Here is a 16888-nt window from a genome sequence, read left to right as displayed (position 1 = left end):
ATCTTATAAATCTTGTCCTACAACATACTGCAGGTTTTCGTAGTATTGATTCAATTCTTTTTTAGTATCCAGGATGATCATTTTATTTCCGATGTAGGTATCCAGAAAATCCATGTACTCCAGCATGCTGATATTCCTTAGTCTGAAGTTTTTCTCATGGCTTACCAGTAAACCGTCCAGAGTAGATTCATAATTATCATCAATCTCTTCTGAAACCTGTTGGGTACGGATATAGTTTCTGAAAACAGAGACAATTTCATTCTCAGACTTCAACATGTTTTTGCGGGTTTCCAGTTTGCTTTTCTCAATCTCAAGCCTTGCTTCCTGGATATTCCCTTTATTACGGTCGAAAATGGGAAGATCCATAGAAACACCTAATCCTATAAAATCTTTCATAATATTTCCTCCGCGGTCATATCCTATAGAAACAGCTACATCAGGAGTTTTCATTGCATTTTGAATTTCCAGGTTTTTGGCAGCATGTTTCTCTTTATTTTTCGAGATCATAATATCAGGGCGGTTTTCTTTTGCCTTGTCTATCCATTGATTTACTTCCAGCTCAGAAAGTTGTTTTTCAGGCATCACAAATGAATCTGTTATCACCACATAAGATTGCGAAGGCAGCATCAATAATGCTTTGAGCTCAACCTGCTGATCTTCAATTTCCTGTTTTAATGAAATCAGTTTCTTTTTGAATTCAATCTCCTGGGCTTTTAAGCGGACATATTCAGCTTTACTGATATTTCCAAGGTTTAATTGATTATTATAGGATTTTGTTAATTTCTCAATGGAAGCAATTTGTCCCTGATAAATTTTCTGCTGTTCCTGATTGTAAAGAATTTCGGTAATGGTATTTCTGAGTGTTTTTTTAAGCTCACGCAGAACTTCCTGCAACTCATATTTCTCACCTTCCACTTCAATTTTCTGAAGCTCAATATTTTTCCTTCTCTTTCCGGCAGTCTGAATCACCTGCTCTATCTCCGCAGAAATTTGGGTATTCTTTCCCCAGTTTCCGATCAATGCAGGCTGTTCTTCTATGTCATAGGTTCTCCATAGATTCACTTCGCTGATACTTAATGTAGGATTAGGCCAGTATTTAGCCTGAACAGCTCTTGCCTCGGCTTGTGAAATTTCAAGCTTCTGTGCAATGAGGTCTAAGTTTTTAGCCAGAAAAATAGTTTCAGCTTCCTTTCTGCCAATGTTCAGGGTATCTGAAATCTGTGCTGAAAAGAAACTGAAACAATGAATATAAAATAGTGTAAAAAATAGCTTTTTCAAAGTCTCTTATTTTAAGACCACAAAGCTATTTGCCTAATATTAGAAGGAATTGTAAAGAAAATTAAAATTCGGTTAGTTCAACATTAGAGTTTGATTAGAACTTTTTAAATTCCTGAGAATTGTGTTTGAATTGGTATATTTTGGCTAAAGCAGAAGGATTTTGATTGTATTTTGCAAGCAGGTTAAAACCCGCTTCTATTGAATATTTTTACTCTCTCTCAGATTTTGCAGATGACGCAGACTTCGTTATTATGAATATGTTCTTAATAAGATTTTAAATTAATCTAAGATTATGAATCTGCTCAATCCGCAAAATCTGCGAGAAAAAAAATCAGGAATGAGCAGGAAATTCAAGAAGGACATTGGTTCCCACATTGACCACAGAATCAATTTTCATCACAATATGATGATGATCAAAGATACTTTTTGAAAGGGACAAACCAATTCCACTTCCTTTCACTGTATCTACATTTTTTCCTCTGTAAAAAGTTTCAGATATCTTCACAAGATCATCAGCCGGAATTCCTCTTCCTTCATCTCTGACCTCGATATACAACTGGTTGCCTTTTTCTGATAATATAATCACTACAGGTTTATCATAGGAATATTTGATCGCATTTTCTACAATATTGTACAATGCGAGATATAATAACGTTTCATTTCCTGGAAATTCCAGCAAAGCAGGTTTCGTTACTTGAAGTTGTATTTTAATGGATGAATGGTTTTCTTTCGCTTTGGACTCCAGTTTTTCATAAATCTTCCAGATCAGCTCATCTACTCTCATAGGTTTGTGAGAAGATTCCAGTTTGGTCATTCCGGACATCAGCAAAAGATTGTTGAGAATATTTTCAATCTCATATACGTTTTCCAATGACTCTTTGGCTACTTCTTTATATTCTTCCGGTGTACGGTCTTTTTGGGCAAAGACTTCCAGGTTTCCGGAAATCGCAGCTAAAGGTGTTTTAAATTCATGGGAAACATAATTGATGAAGTTCTGCTGTAAGAGCACATTTTCTGAAATTCTGCCCAACAGTTTATTATATGATTTAATAAGATCTTCAATCTCATCATTGGTATTAGTAGAAGTAATAATTGCCGTAGAAATGTTATTATACTCTACTTTATTGATCCGTTCTACTACCTTGGAGATTGGTTTATAAACCACTTTAGAAAGATATCTGCTCAGAAAATAGATTGCCAGAAGCCCAATCAGCAATACTGAAAGCATGATAATAGCCAATCTCAGGATCTGCGATTGGAAAGAATCGTTGGAAGATTTCACAAAAACCACAAAATCTCCCTGATTATCCGGATAAAAAATTCCGTAGTAGAACTGATTATCAGACATGAACTGTATTCCTTTATTGTTTCGTACAGCCTGCAAATGGGAAAGTTTGATATTCTTATCATTCAGGTTATGCCCAAAAGTCACTTCATTATTCTGATTGTAAACCGCTACCCTGTTATTCTGAATCAGGTGATTGTATTCTTTTTTAATCTGGGCATGACGGTCTTTCGGGAGTTCATCCTTTTCGAGATAATAAATAGCAGAGATCAGAGCCGTATTTCTTAGCTTTTCAAAATAAAAAATCTTGGTACTGTCATAATAGGCAAAGAATATCACCGCAGATGTGATGATAGAAACAATGCCGAATGACAGGCTTGAAATAAGGGTAAATCTGTTTCTGAGCGTCATTTTCAGTCTTTGATCAAATATCCGGTTCCTTTTACCGTATGAATAATCTTCTGTTCTGTCTCATCAATCTTGTTACGGACATAGGAAATATAAACATCCACTAAATTCGTTGTATTATCAAAATCAATTCCCCATACCTTATGTAAAATCTGGGTTCTGCTCAATACTTTATTTTTATTCTCCATCAGGAAAGTAAACAATTTGTATTCCGTTGGGGAAAATTCTATTTCCTTATCATTCTGAGTTACTTTATGAAGATCAGTATCAATAACAATGTTTCCGCATGATAAATATTGATCTTCTTTCTGATAGCTCAGTTTATTTCTTCTGGTTAAAGCTTTAATCCTTGACATCAGTTCCTCAAAATGGAAGGGTTTGGATAAATAATCATCAGCGCCCATATCAAGCATTTTGATCTTATCATCAGGACTGTTCAGGGCACTTAAAACCAAAATCGGGGTATAGTTTCCTTTAAATCTGATAATCTGTGTAAGCTGCATTCCGTCCAATCCGGGAAGCATGATGTCCATTAAAATAATATCAAAATCATAGGTATGAAGAAGCTCACGCGCCTTTTCACCGGAATCTGCAAGGGTCGTATTATAGCCGGCCTCGGAAAGGCCTTTTATCAGAAAATTGCTGATTCTTTGATCATCTTCTACCAACAAAATATTCATAAGTCTCTGAAATTTCCCATAAATATAAGTATTCTAATTCAGAAAGGAAGCTGGAGGCTGGAAGAGAGATGTAATGGAATTTTATAAAGCAATTGTTTCCATTTTATTATCTTTTAAAAAATATTGAATTTAATTGTAAGAAAACAATCAGTTCTTATCTGTCCAAAAGGAACTTCCTACATCCCGCTTCCAGCTTCCGACCTTTTTTCATAATTTTGGAAGATGGAGATGATATATTTAATTATTGGATTGATTGCCGGTGGTGTACTAGGCGCTGTTATATTATATTTTGCATTGAAGTCATCAATGGTTTCAAGAAGTTCTTATGATGCACTGAACACTTTATCTATAAAAAACCAATCTGATCTTGAAAATTCAAATCTGAAAATTCAGGAGCTTACTCAGAATATCAGTAAAGAAAAAGAAGCCAATATGCTGCAGCAGGACCTATTGGATGACCTGAAAACTGAATTTTCTAAAATATCTGCCGAATATTCATCGCTAAATCTTCAGTTTCAGGAATTGAAACAAACCCATCAGAGACAGACTTCTCAGATAGAAACTCACATTCTTGAAAAGCAGACTCTTTTTGCTAAAAACTCTGAACTATCTGCCAAAAATGAAGGTCTTCAACAATCTCTTGACACCCAGAAAGAAGAAATTGTTAAAATTCAGGAAGATTCTAAACTTCAGTTTGAAAACCTTGCCAATAAAATTTTAGAAGAAAAAACTGAAAAGTTTACTGCCTTAAATCAAAATAACTTAAAAAATATCCTTGAACCTTTTCAGGAAAAAATCGCGGATTTAAAAAACAAAGTCAACGAAGCCTACGAAAAGGAAAATAAAGAACGTTTCTCCCTTGCAGAAAAAGTAAAAGAATTGGCGGAACTGAACCAGCAGATTTCCGATGATGCCAAAAAACTGACCCGTGCCCTGAAAGGAGAAAGCAAAACCCAGGGGAACTGGGGCGAGATGATTCTGGAAAGTATTCTTGAAAAATCAGGTTTGATGAAAGGAAGAGAATATTTCCTTGAGCATGAATTGCGTGATGAAGACAATAAAGCTTTATTCTCAGAATTCTCAGGAAAGAAAATGCGTCCTGATGCTGTTGTAAAATACCCTGACGAAAGGAATGTTATTATTGATTCAAAAGTATCTCTGACTGCTTTTACAGAATTGGTAGATGAAACCGATGCAGATGTCTACGCTATAAAACTAAGCCAGCATCTTGGATCTATCAAAAACCATATTAATCAACTCAGTCAAAAAGCATACGATGACTATGGAAAATCATTGGATTTCGTGATGATGTTTATTCCGAGTGAACCGGCTTATATTGCGGCAATGCAGGCAGACCAAAACCTTTGGAACTATGCCTATGAAAGAAGAATTCTTTTGCTTAATCCAAGCAATCTGATCACTTCTCTTAAACTGATTGCCGATCTTTGGAAACGGGAATATCAGAACCGGAATTCTATAGAAATTGCTGATCGCGGAGCCAGACTCTATGATAAGTTCGTAGGTTTTGTAGAAAATCTGGAAAAAGTAGGCCGAAATCTGGATCAGGCGAAAAATGTATTCAATGATGCTTACAAACAGCTTCATACCGGAAATGACAATCTAGTGATCCAGACGCAGAAATTGAAATCATTAGGAATCAAAAATAAAAAAGACCTGCCTCAAAGTCTTATCGACAACGGAAATTTTATTGAACCCTCAGAAAGCTAAAATTCTCAGAATCCGCTGAACAAACTCATATTACCAATAAAGTTCTCTTTAAAATTAGGCAGAAAAGCCTTTTTGTCAAAACCAGAGAAGTTCAATCATAAATTTTGCATAATTTTGCAGCATGTTGATAGAAAGTTTCCAAAACGATAAAATAAAAAATGTCACTAAGCTCCTTACTGACAATAGATTTCGTAAAAAATCAAAAGTTTTTGTAGTAGAAGGCCAGCAAGAAAATGAAAGAGCCATGCAGTATGATTTTGAACCGCTGGAGTTCTTTATCTGTGAAAATATCTTTAAAGGAACTCTTCCCGAAGGAAAAATTCATTACGTAAGTGAAAAAGTGTATGAAAAAATAGCTTACAGAGGTAGTTCTGAAGGAATTATCGGCGTCTATCATGCAAAAGAAACTTTACTTTCATCATTTGTTCCTAAAGACAATTCTACAGTAATCATTGTTGAAGGAGTTGAAAAACCAGGAAATCTTGGCGCTATATTAAGAAGTTGTGAAGCTTTTGGCATCGATGCACTGATTGTTGCTGACGGAAAAACTGATTTCTACAATCCTAATGTGATCAGATCCAGCGTAGGATGTCTTTTCGGGATGGAAGTCTACCAGGCTGAAAATGAAGAAACATTGGAATTCCTGCAGAAAAACAGCTTCAATATCTACACTACCCTTATGGACGAAAGTGCCGAAGATCTTTACAAGAGAGATTTCAGACAACGTTCTGCGGTATTATTCGGTACGGAACATTCCGGATTAAGTGATTTCTGGATTGGAAAAGGAAAAAACACATTGATCCCTATGGCTGGAAGTATTGATTCTTTGAACTTAAGCAATGCTGTTGCTATTACCTGCTACGAATCTTTAAGACAGAAGAAAGGCTAAACTATTAGTCTCATTTTTATAGTAAAGAGATTGCTTCGCCTACGGCTCGCAATGACTAAGCATAAAAAAACCGTTTCACTGGGTGAAACGGTTTTTTTATTGTTAAGCGTATGCTAGAATTATTTCTTAGCAGCATCTTTAGCAGCATCAGCAGCTCCTTTAGCAGCATCAGCAGCTCCTTTAGCAGCGTCAGCAGCACCTTTAGCAGCATCTTTAGCAACTTCAGCACCAGCAGCAGTAGTAGCAGCAGCAGCATCTTTAGTAGCTTCTACAGCAGTAGTTGCAGCAGAATCAACAACTTTAGCAGCTGAATCAGAAACTACAGCAGCAGAATCAGCTACAGTAGCAGCAGCAGAATCAGTTGTACCTTCAGTAGCAGTAGCTTCAGTTTTTTTACAAGCAACTAGAGAGATTGCAGCGATAGCAGCTACGAATAATGACTTTTTCATAATAAATTAAATTTAATTTTGTTAATATTGTTTTATAAAATTTTCTTCTGTTCTGTTATTTGAACAAGACAAAGGTAGAGCAGTTAGAAAATTTGTCTATGAAAAATAATTGTAATACCTTTGTAAAATAGTTTTACAAAAAAACATAGCTGATAATCAACAATTTAATTATTTTTTGAAAAATTGACAGATTTAGATCTATTACACTTTGAACAGCTAAAAAAGGATGTTCAGGGTCAATACTTAAAAGAATATACCCCTTCGCAGGATGACATATCCAAGTGGAAGGGTATAGATATTATATATTTTCAGGAAGACCTTCGAAAAAAAGCGAAAGGAAACATCAGTGAAAAGTCATTTTACACTTATTTTAAAACTTCACCGGTTACTAAACTACCAAGAATAGACATGCTCAATTTATTGAGCATTTATGCGGGTTACAACTCATGGTACGATTTCAAGAAACAGCATCTTTTTGCGGGTGAATTACTTCAGGAAAATGAAAATTTTGAAGACGAAGATCTCGAAGAACTTGAAAAAACAGTTTCTGAAGCTCCTGAACTTCCAAAAATTGAACTTCAACCTAAAAAAGTTGAAATCAGGACCCCAGAAAATACTGATTTACAAAAATCGAATACTGAAAATCAACAAATTACACAAAACAAATCAATAACAAATGAGATAGAAATTTCAGATGTTCCGCCTAAGAAAAATTTCTTCAAAAAGAATGCCTGGGCACTTGTTACTTCAGTTTTGATTACGATTACCGGTCTTTTAGGTTTTAAAGATGTACTTTTTTCAAAAACTTATAAATATTGTTTCATTGATAAGGACAGAGGTGTTTCTGTGATCAATACTTTAGAAATAATGGTAGTGAAGGAAAATGAATCTCCGTTGATGTATAAAATAAAACCAGGCGAATGTTTTTATTATTCTACCAAGGATAAAAATTTAAAAATGCGAATCAGTGCTCCTTTCTATGAGCCTCTGGAAGTGAACAGAAATCTTGAAAATGCCCCTGAAGAAGAAAAAATAGAACTAAAGCCGGATGATTATAAGATGGCGGTTTATTATTTCTCTATAAAAGACATCAAAGGAGGAAATCCGGATGAGCAGGTTGCTCTTATCAAGCAAAAAAGAAATCAGCTTGAAAACCTGATCAGCAACAATGCAGTAATTTATCAGGTATATGATAATGATACTTATGGCATTGAAAGACTGGATAAGCAGAAGTATATCACGCTGGTAACGACTCCAACGACCTCTCTGAAAAACCTGAATGTAATAGAAATGAAAAAGGATACCAAAGGTAAAATTGTATCCATCAAATTTAAAATTGCTACCACAGATGAAAAGAATAAGTAATTTTTTAATTTTCACCGTGCTTCTGACTTTATTTATTGCATGTAATAATAAAACATCAGAGGTGAGCGACCTCGATAAACTACGAAACAGCAACAATGAAAAAAGCTATCCTGCCGTACAAATGGATAGTATGCAGGCGATTAATTCCATCACCAAACAAAAAGTTCAGGAACTTCTTGACCTGTCTACCCTATACCTTAGTGGAAACAGGAATACAGAAATAGATACCGTGATTTATTCACAAATGGAAAGTTATTTTCACAAACCGGATTCTCTGACATTTAAAACATTGCTAAAAGAGCTGGACAGCATGAAAGCAAAAACAGCGAAAGTAAGCAACCTGAATGTATATAAAGAGTTTTATAAAAAAGATACATTAGACTACGCCAAGTTCAACGTGGAGTATTTTGATAATAAAAACAAGTCGCTGGGAAGCTTTGAAAAGAATGCACAATATATATTACTTTCTACTTCCAAGCTTAAAAAAGAGTTCAAATTCTACTTTTTAGATTTTTACTCCAAGCCGCTTAAGAAAGACAGTACTTCTGTAGGAGTAACCAAGTAGTCCAGGGGAATATCATTTTCCCAGACATCATCCACATATTCATCGGGGTCAAAATAATTGACTCCGATTTTTTTGGTCTCTTCGGAAATATTTTGAAACAATCCGTCATAGAAACCTTTACCATATCCTACACGATTCCCTTTTTTATCACAATACAATAAAGGGGTAATCACATAATGAAAGTATTTTTCACCAGAATCCAGATTGGAAACCGGTTCTGAAATCCCCCAACTATTGGTTTCAAAAATGGTGTCGTCAAAGATTTCAATATTAATAAGTTCATCACCTACAATTTTAGGTACATAAACACGGATATTCTGTGCTAAAAAGTATTGAATGAAGATTTGGGTATCAATTTCTTTTCTTGCCGGAATTGGAATAAAAACATGTACTTTATCCGATTCTTTTGGCTTAAAATATTGAATAAAATTTTCAAAAATCTTCTCAGATAACAAGAAAGCCTCATCAGAAGACAAGGCTTTTCTTTTTTGGGTATATTTTTTTCTAAGCTCAGCTTTTAGCATAATTATTAAGTTGTTTTTTAACTGAAATAATTGTTACCTACAGGCTTTTGAAGTTTATTATGGATTATGCGTTTTGCACAATTCTATACAGTTTATCAGATAAACGAACTCTGAATGGAAGTTCAAAAGTAATCTGATCTCCAACATTGGCAGTTTCACAAGGACCTCCGTTGGCATAGATTTCAGTAATGGTTACTTCCTGCTCTCCTGTTGTAGGACCTGAAATTATTACCTGATCTCCAACTGACAGATTTTTATACTCAATTAAAAACTGTGCAATTTTTGATTTTGAAAAGTAATGCTCTGCTTTACCAATCAATTCTTTTTTAACAGCAATCTTTTGACGTATATTTTTAGTTTCAGCTTTTGCTAAAGGCTTATCTGATAAATCTCCAGAGTTTTTGAATTTCAAAGCATCAGATTTTCCTTTTCTGAAGACTTTATTTCCAACCTGAAGTCCTTTTCTCAATTTCACCTGTTCGTCCCAAGGCAAATGAATGGTATCCAGACATTCCGTAGAACAGCAGTTTTCCATTGCCGCTTTACAATCATCACATTGGATAAACAATAGATGACAGGCATCGTTTGCACAATTGGTATGGTTATCACAAGGTTTTCCACACTGGTGGCACTGTGAAATAATATCGTCTGTAATTCTCTCCCCTAAACGGTGGTCGAATACAAAGTTTTTACCAATAAACTTACTCTTTATTCCTTCTTCTTTGATCTGGCGCGTATATTCGATAATACCACCTTCCAATTGATAAACATTTTTGAAACCCTGATGTTTGAAGTAAGCGCTTGCTTTTTCACAACGGATTCCTCCGGTACAGTACATCAAAAGGTTTTTATCTTCCTTGAAATCCTGTAACTGTTCGTTGATAATGGGTAAACTTTCTCTGAAGTTTTCTACATCCGGAGTAATAGCACCTTCGAAATGCCCTACTTCACTTTCGTAGTGATTTCTGAAATCTACAACAATCGTATTGGGATCTTCTAATAAATTATTGAATTCCTGAGCTTTTAAGTGAATTCCTTTATTGGTCACATCAAAAGTTTCGTCATTCAAACCATCAGCAACAATTTTGTTTCGGACTTTTATGGTTAATTTTAAAAAAGAGTAATTGTCCTGGTCTACCGCAACGTTCAAACGGATTCCTTTCATGAAGTCATACACTTCCAGCGTATCACGAAAAGCCTCAAACTGATCTGCAGGAACACTCATCTGAGCATTGATTCCTTCTGTAGCAACATAAATACGGCCAAGGGCATCCAGTGCATTCCAGGCTATAAATAATTCGTCGCGAAATTTTTTGGGGTCTTCGATTTTGGCATACGCATAGAAAGACAAAGTAAGACGGTCTTTACCGGCTTCATCAATAAGTTGAGCTCTTTCTTCTGCGCTTAAGGTGTTATACAGTTGCATGCTATAAACGTTTTAAGTGAGAATAAAATTTTTGCAAAGATAATAATTTTTGAATTAAGTATCTTTATGATACAAATCACGGACAATAAGTCATGACCTGTCTGCAATGAAAATCAGATGACTTTGTATCATAAGTCTGCCATATTTTCTTTAATTTTTTTTTAAGTTTTGTTAACTATGGCATCAACAATTATGACATAAGGTATAAAATGATATAATAGCCGTTAAATTTTAGTTAAAATTGAAACATAGCATGCTAATTGCTTACTTATTTAACATTAAATTTGTTTACTCAAAAACATAAAAAGAAAAATTAATTAATAAACAAGAAAGATATACAATGAAGAGTACTTTAAAAAAACTATTACCATTTGCAGTAGTTGGAGTCATTTCCGGAGCTACTACCGTTGGAGCTTTACAATATTTCGGACACAGCTCCAACAATGGAGATCAATCTTATTTCACAACAGCAGCCCCCAACACTTCCTTTGCGGGAATGAATACGGGAGCGGTAGGTGATGATTTTGTAAAAGCGGCTAAAACAACAGTTCCGGCTGTAGTTACCATTAAAAATTACCAAAGCAGAACAGCAAGCAGAGCTTCAGAGCAGGATTTGTTTGACTTTTTCTTCGGAGATCCTTTCGGAGGAAGAGGCCAGCAGAGACAAAAGCAGCAGCAGGCTCCTGATAATATGCCATCGGGAATGGGTTCCGGTGTAATCATCTCTCCGGACGGTTATATCATTTCAAACAACCACGTGGTAGCAGGTGCTAATAAGCTGGAAGTCGTATTAAGTAACAAGAAATCATATATTGCAACTCTGATAGGAACAGACCCTAATACGGACATCTCTCTATTGAAGATTGAAGAAAAAGGCCTTCCTTATCTGAATTTTGCAAATTCTGACAATATTGATGTGGGACAATGGGTTCTTGCAGTAGGAAATCCATTAGGATTAAACTCTACGGTAACAGCAGGTATTGTTTCTGCAAAAGGAAGAGGTATCGGAATCTTAGGAAGCCAGGGAAAAGCAACCAATCCTATTGAAAGTTTCATTCAGACGGATGCTGCTATTAACCCGGGTAACTCAGGAGGTGCTTTGGTAAATACAAATGGAGAACTTATCGGGATCAACTCCGCGATTCAGTCTACTACAGGATATTACCAGGGATATGGATTTGCGGTTCCTTCTAACTTAGCAAGAAAAATTGTTGAGGATATCAAGAAATTCGGAATTGTACAGAGAGGATTCCTTGGCGTTCAATCTTTAGACCTTTCGAATGATCAATTGGTGACTTCTTACAACAAACAGTTCAAAACAAATCTGAAAGTAGGTTCAGGAATTTACGTTACAGGATTTGGTGAAAACAGTGGCGCTGAAGATGCAGGATTGAAAAAAGGAGATGTAATCACTAAGGTAGACAACTACGATATCACAGATTTTGCTGATCTTTCTATGTCTATCGGAAGCAAACGCCCTGGTGATAAAGTACAGGTAACCTATTCCAGAAATGGTAAAGAAGGGACTACTACTGTAACACTTAGAGACCAGAAAGGAGGAACTTCTACCAGAACGAAAGCAGACCTTAGCGTAACGGAAAAAATAGGAGCTGAATTTGACCCTCTTACAGAACGTTTTAAAACAGAATACGGACTGAACAGTGGCGTAGTGGCTAAAAACGTATCTGAGGGCAGCGAAATGGCTAAAATCGGAATCGTAGATAACTATATCATCATTGAAGTCAATGGCAAGCCGGTTAATTCACAGAAAGATGTTGAAAAGATCCTTGAGAAATATCAGGGGAATGTACAGGTGAAATTCGTGGATGACTACGGAAGAATTTATACTAAAGGATTCAAAATGCCTTAATTGATTTTTTTGATTTCACATTAAAAATTTAACCATTCTTGCTTAAGAATGGTTTTTTTATGAAAAAAATAAGTTAACTAAGCCCAATGCAGAAACTAACACAAACCATATAAAACTCTGATTAACACACTTCTATTTTTTATATATTTGAAAAAACAAAAATGCATGAAAAAAGCAACCCATAAGGATAGAGAAAAAGTCGTTACTATTTTATGTCAGGCTTTCATAAATGTTCTCATCCCCAATTCTATCAATTTTGTCATAAAGAATTCTGGCAACAGATATAAAAGATTGAAAGCATTAATGGAGTTTCAATTCGATTTATCAATACTGAATGGAAGTATATTTCTTAGTGATGATCACAAAGGATGTATTTTATACTTAGATAAATTCCAATTCAGTTTAAAAAAAATCTGGCTTGAAATAAAATTACTGTTCAATAGTATTGGAATTGAAAATATCTTTAAAGTTTTACAACGAGAAAAACTCTTAGCAAAGTTTCATCCGAAAGAAAAATTTGTTCATTTATGGTTAATGGCTGTAGTTCCCAGTGAACAGGGAAAAGGAATTGGAACAAAACTTTTAAAGGAATCTATGAGTAAATATGAGAACGAACTCATATATGTTGAAACAACAACATTAGAAAACAGAACCTTTTATCAACAAAATGGATTTACAATTTTCCATGAAACCTTTGAATTGGACTATCCTCTTTATTTTTTGAAATATGTTTAATACGGAAATCTATTAATGTTTTTCATATCAACAAAAAACGCTGCAGAGATCTGCAGCGTTTTTTTATTATTTATTTAGACTTGTTCATTTTATCAGCGATACTTTTCTTCTTATTCCGCTCGTAGATCACTTCTACAATCTTCCCTCCGATCCAGGAAAACGGAAAGAATGTAAGGAAGATCGAGATCTTATAAAATGTAGGATGGTAAGGAAAAATAATAACATCCAACATGGCAATAAAAAGCATAATAAAGCCAATCAGAATAGCATAGGCTACTTTAGCATATTTAACGATAATGGCAGTAGCCACTCCCCCGATAGTAGTTCCTAATCCGGAAATAAACAAAAGGAAGCCGAAAAATGCCTTATCATCTTTCATGCTGAAAAGAAACCTTTGCCAGTGCTCAAACGGAGCAAAAGCCTCAAAAGTTACCCATTGCGGAAAAGCCCTTATACCAAGAGTAATAATAAGGCCTGCAATACCAAGACCTATCAGAACCGCAATTGTATTTCTTATAAAGTTCATTAATCCTGATGTGCAATCATAGAAATTTCGATATCCACATTTTTAGGCAAACATGAAACCTGTACTGTTTCGCGAGCTGGATAGCTTTCTGAATCCAAGTAAGATGCATAGATATCATTCATTACAGCAAAATCATCCATACTCTTAAGGAAGATGGTAGCTTTTACAACATTTTTGAAAGTCATGCCGGCTTCAGTAAGGATTGCTTCAAGGTTTTTCATTACCTGGTGCGTTTCCTTTTCAATGCCTTCTACCAATTTACCAGTTGCAGGATCTACAGGAATCTGTCCGGAGATATACAAAACTCCGTTGGCCATATTAGCTTGCGAATAAGGCCCGATAGCTGCAGGTGCATTAACTGTGTTGATTACTTGTTTCATATGCGGATATTTAATTTTCCTTAAGGTTATAAGCCATCACTATCTGTTTTATTCGCTGATCTGCAAATTCTGTCAACAGTGAATTTATTAGAATTTATTCTTCTTGCAAATATAAAATTTATATTGTCAAATGCCAATCTGATATTAGAAAGGTGCATTAGGTTGGGTAAAGCTTCTGTCTTTGTACTTCAATGCATCACTTAAGATATTGGCTTTGATACCGATAAAGAAGTCATATACTTTATATTGTCCGAAAGGAACCCAGTTGAAATTGATCGTAAAACTTCGCTGATCTCTTGAAAAACCAATCCTTGTATATGCCAATTCTTTAGTCACCATGTCATAATGCGTACTTCCATTGATATTCCAGTAAGGAGTCAGTTTGATGCTACCGTCTAAACCTAAAGATGCAATTTTATTACCCAATCTGCTCAATCCTTTAGAGTAAGCATAATTGGCACTGATATTTAAAGTCCACGCCTGATCAAAGTGAGCATAATGATCATCATCAAAATAATAATTTTCATTTCGGACTTCTCCTTTCGAAGAATATTTCTTGGCATAATCTGTTTTCTGTCCAAAAATCTCACTGCTTAACGGATACGACAACTGAACGTTGAATCCCTGTACACTAAAATGACCGAACTGTTCTGTTCTTATTCCTGTATCCTGTCCCGGTAAGAACTCAATTTTATAAGGTTCTAATGCAAGACTGGTATTTACAGTAAGTTTATTATTGAAAAATGAAGACTGTCCGTTGATGGAGAATACAGACCACGGATGATCTTTAGCTGCAAAGTTGTAGCTTCCAGCAAGGTTTAAAGATTCAAAAATTTTGATTTTCTTCACTCCCGTAGAGTCACTCTTAGACTTTACTTTCATCTCAATATTGTTACCGATATTGAAACCTAAAGCTCCCTGCATACCACTTGACGGACTTCCGATAATTCCTTTTTCAAAGATAGAATAGGGCGTCAGCGCTCCGTTTGCATTATAATAGTTTCTGTAATATCCGAAGTTAGGACTTGAGAAATCCGGTGAGTAGGTAAAACTCAAACTTGGAGTCATCATATGTCTTACCGCTTCCACTGTAGATCCTTTTTTGAATTTCATCATTCCAAAAAGTGTTGTCTGAAGACTGGCAGAAGTGGAAAAAGTAGAGTATCCTGTAAAGTTTTTATTAATCTCGTCAACCGTTACATTTTTTACCGGATCATAATATCTGTTCAGCGTTTTTGTAGTTAAAGCATTATCAATATTCGCACTTAAGCTGAACGTGAAATATTTTGCCAACGTTGTATTGGTAGCCAATGCGATATTGTTTTTAAGCCCAGTCTGCATTTTATCCCACATTTCTTTTTTAAATAACTCGTTCTCCTGAGTATTTACGAAATTGGTAAGGTTGAACCCGGTATTTACCGTAATATTTTCAAGAAGTCCCTGTCTGATCCCTGTTCTTGATTTAAATAGATAGAACTGGTTGATGGCTACGTTCATCTGTGGAAGACGAAGGTCTGCCAATCCTGTTGCAAAGTTCTGAGAATATGAAGCAGTTCCTGTAATAGTCATCGGAAGTTTCAGGAATCTTTTGGTAAGGGTTACCGTAGAGTTCTGCTGAGTATTCAATACATTCTGGTTGAAAATATAGTTGTTGTTGAGCGGGTTATTATAGAACTTGGTACTTACAATATCCACAGAAGCACTGAATGTCAGGAAAGGATTGGCCTTAGAATCCTGTGAGTGTGTCCAGTTGATTCTATAGGTACTGTTTTTAGTATAATCATCCAAACCTTTAATCCCTCTTACCATAGTACCAATATCTGCTGTAAAGTTTCCTGAATAGCGGTATTTCTTCTGGTAATTCACCTGAGGACGTAAGTTCCAGCTTCCTTTCGTATAAATATCTGCTAAAACTTTAAGATCGAAGTGTTCTCCAATGGGTTGATAATATCCAATTCCGTTCAGGAAGAAACCTACATCTTCTCTTTCCCCAAAACTTGGGATCAGAATACCTGCTGCTCTTTTATCTGAAAACGGTAAAATGGCAAACGGAAGGTAAAGCGGCGTAGGCACCTGCTCAATAAACATCTGAATAGGACCTGTAACAATCTGGGATTTTGTTTTGGTTTTAATCAGCTTAATATTATAAGCTCTCATAAAATAATCCGCTGCCGTATCTTTTTTCTTAATGAAATAATCATCCGTTGTATAATCCGCTTTTCTCATTGCAAATACGGAATCATTATATTTTTTAGTCTTCTGAGCTATAATTACCCCTTCACTTTCTTCTGTTCTTGCATTGAAGGCAATAGCCTGTTTTGTTTTTGTATTATAGCTGAACTCATTGGTTTCGTATTTTTTCCCGGCCTGCGTCGTAATTACAGGTTCTACAATTTTCCCTAAAGAGTCCTGTTTTCCTCGCGCATAGATCAGATTTTTATTATCATCAATAGAGATATAATCTGCATCAATCTGCATATCCTGATATTTTACCTGAGCATTTTTGTTCAGGAATGTCATCTTTTTAGGGACATCTCTTCTCTGATCATCTGCTTTTGTACGAAGAACATCATTTAAAGGTTCTTTTTTTACAACTATGGTATCCTTTTTGGAAATAGTATCATTAACCGCATTTTTAGGCAATTTTTCAGGAGTTTTCTGTGCTAAAAAATTGTTAAAAATTAGGATAATTAAAATTTGTAATATATTTTTGAAGACGGTTTTGGCCAATTTTATACTATATAATTAAGGCCCAAAATTAATATAATTTTTATAACTGT

The 16888-nt window shown here is 35.2% G+C and carries 15 protein-coding genes; 6 read left to right on the top strand and 9 right to left on the bottom strand.

The features are described from left to right. Window positions 1-3 precede the first annotated feature (3 nt). The 3 genes from REB14_RS14800 to REB14_RS14790 form a co-directional block, all read right to left on the bottom strand. Complete coding sequence (locus REB14_RS14800; RefSeq protein ID WP_309522539.1) at window positions 4-1278, bottom strand: TolC family protein; 1275 nt, start codon at window positions 1276-1278, stop codon at window positions 4-6. A gap of 331 nt (window positions 1279-1609) precedes the next feature. Beyond that, a complete protein-coding gene (locus REB14_RS14795; RefSeq protein WP_309522538.1) occupies window positions 1610-2974 on the bottom strand; it encodes a HAMP domain-containing sensor histidine kinase in 1365 nt (454 codons plus the stop codon). Window positions 2975-2976: 2 nt separating this feature from the next. Then, window positions 2977-3651: a response regulator transcription factor gene (locus REB14_RS14790; protein WP_309522537.1), complete on the bottom strand. Its 675-nt coding sequence runs from the start codon at window positions 3649-3651 to the stop codon at window positions 2977-2979. Window positions 3652-3873: 222 nt separating this feature from the next. On the opposite strand from REB14_RS14790, the gene REB14_RS14785 reads away from it, so the two are divergent. Next, complete coding sequence (locus tag REB14_RS14785) at window positions 3874-5379, top strand: DNA recombination protein RmuC (protein ID WP_309522536.1); 1506 nt, start codon at window positions 3874-3876, stop codon at window positions 5377-5379. A gap of 121 nt (window positions 5380-5500) precedes the next feature. Then, the gene (locus REB14_RS14780) at window positions 5501-6268 is read left to right on the top strand and encodes a TrmH family RNA methyltransferase (protein WP_309522535.1); all 768 of its coding nucleotides are present in this window, start codon (window positions 5501-5503) and stop codon (window positions 6266-6268) included. A 119-nt stretch (window positions 6269-6387) separates the two neighbouring features. Here REB14_RS14780 and REB14_RS14775 read toward each other — a convergent pair whose 3' ends face one another. After that, window positions 6388-6717 (bottom strand): hypothetical protein, encoded by a 330-nt coding sequence (locus tag REB14_RS14775; protein WP_034694620.1) that lies wholly within the window; start codon window positions 6715-6717, stop codon window positions 6388-6390. Window positions 6718-6900: 183 nt separating this feature from the next. Between REB14_RS14775 and REB14_RS14770 the strand changes: the two genes are divergently transcribed. Beyond that, window positions 6901-8082, top strand: coding sequence for a hypothetical protein (locus REB14_RS14770; RefSeq protein ID WP_062673541.1), 1182 nt, complete (start codon window positions 6901-6903; stop codon window positions 8080-8082). Continuing rightward, window positions 8066-8647, top strand: a complete 582-nt coding sequence (locus REB14_RS14765; protein WP_034694612.1) for a hypothetical protein — start codon at window positions 8066-8068, stop codon at window positions 8645-8647. Before REB14_RS14770 ends, REB14_RS14765 begins: the two co-directional genes overlap by 17 nt. Here REB14_RS14765 and REB14_RS14760 read toward each other — a convergent pair. Then, window positions 8596-9171, bottom strand: a complete 576-nt coding sequence (locus REB14_RS14760) for a 5-formyltetrahydrofolate cyclo-ligase (protein ID WP_309522534.1) — start codon at window positions 9169-9171, stop codon at window positions 8596-8598. The genes REB14_RS14765 and REB14_RS14760 overlap by 52 nt on opposite strands. A 64-nt stretch (window positions 9172-9235) precedes the next feature. Then, window positions 9236-10597 carry an oxygen-dependent tRNA uridine(34) hydroxylase TrhO gene (gene trhO / locus REB14_RS14755; protein WP_309522533.1) on the bottom strand — a complete coding sequence of 454 codons (1362 nt, stop codon included), beginning with the start codon at window positions 10595-10597 and terminating at the stop codon, window positions 9236-9238. Between the two features lie 340 nt (window positions 10598-10937). Between trhO and REB14_RS14750 the strand changes: the two genes are divergently transcribed. Both REB14_RS14750 and REB14_RS14745 read left to right on the top strand, forming a co-directional pair. Further along, window positions 10938-12467, top strand: coding sequence for a trypsin-like peptidase domain-containing protein (locus REB14_RS14750; protein ID WP_309522532.1), 1530 nt, complete (start codon window positions 10938-10940; stop codon window positions 12465-12467). Window positions 12468-12632: 165 nt separating this feature from the next. After that, window positions 12633-13202, top strand: a complete 570-nt coding sequence (locus REB14_RS14745) for a GNAT family N-acetyltransferase (RefSeq protein WP_309522531.1) — start codon at window positions 12633-12635, stop codon at window positions 13200-13202. Between the two features lie 70 nt (window positions 13203-13272). Here REB14_RS14745 and REB14_RS14740 read toward each other — a convergent pair whose 3' ends face one another. From REB14_RS14740 to REB14_RS14730, 3 genes are all read right to left on the bottom strand, one after another. After that, a complete protein-coding gene (locus tag REB14_RS14740) occupies window positions 13273-13728 on the bottom strand; it encodes a hypothetical protein (protein ID WP_034694594.1) in 456 nt (151 codons plus the stop codon). Then, on the bottom strand, window positions 13728-14108 hold the full coding sequence (locus REB14_RS14735) for a RidA family protein (protein WP_309522530.1): 381 nt from the start codon (window positions 14106-14108) through the stop codon (window positions 13728-13730). Before REB14_RS14735 ends, REB14_RS14740 begins: the two co-directional genes overlap by 1 nt. A gap of 144 nt (window positions 14109-14252) precedes the next feature. After that, on the bottom strand, window positions 14253-16838 hold the full coding sequence (locus tag REB14_RS14730) for a putative LPS assembly protein LptD (protein WP_309522529.1): 2586 nt from the start codon (window positions 16836-16838) through the stop codon (window positions 14253-14255). Between the last annotated feature and the right edge of the window lie 50 nt (window positions 16839-16888).

The organism is Chryseobacterium metallicongregator, assembly GCF_031324065.1.
Lineage (GTDB): Bacteria > Bacteroidota > Bacteroidia > Flavobacteriales > Weeksellaceae > Chryseobacterium > Chryseobacterium metallicongregator.
This window is presented reverse-complemented; position numbering and strand designations above follow the sequence as displayed.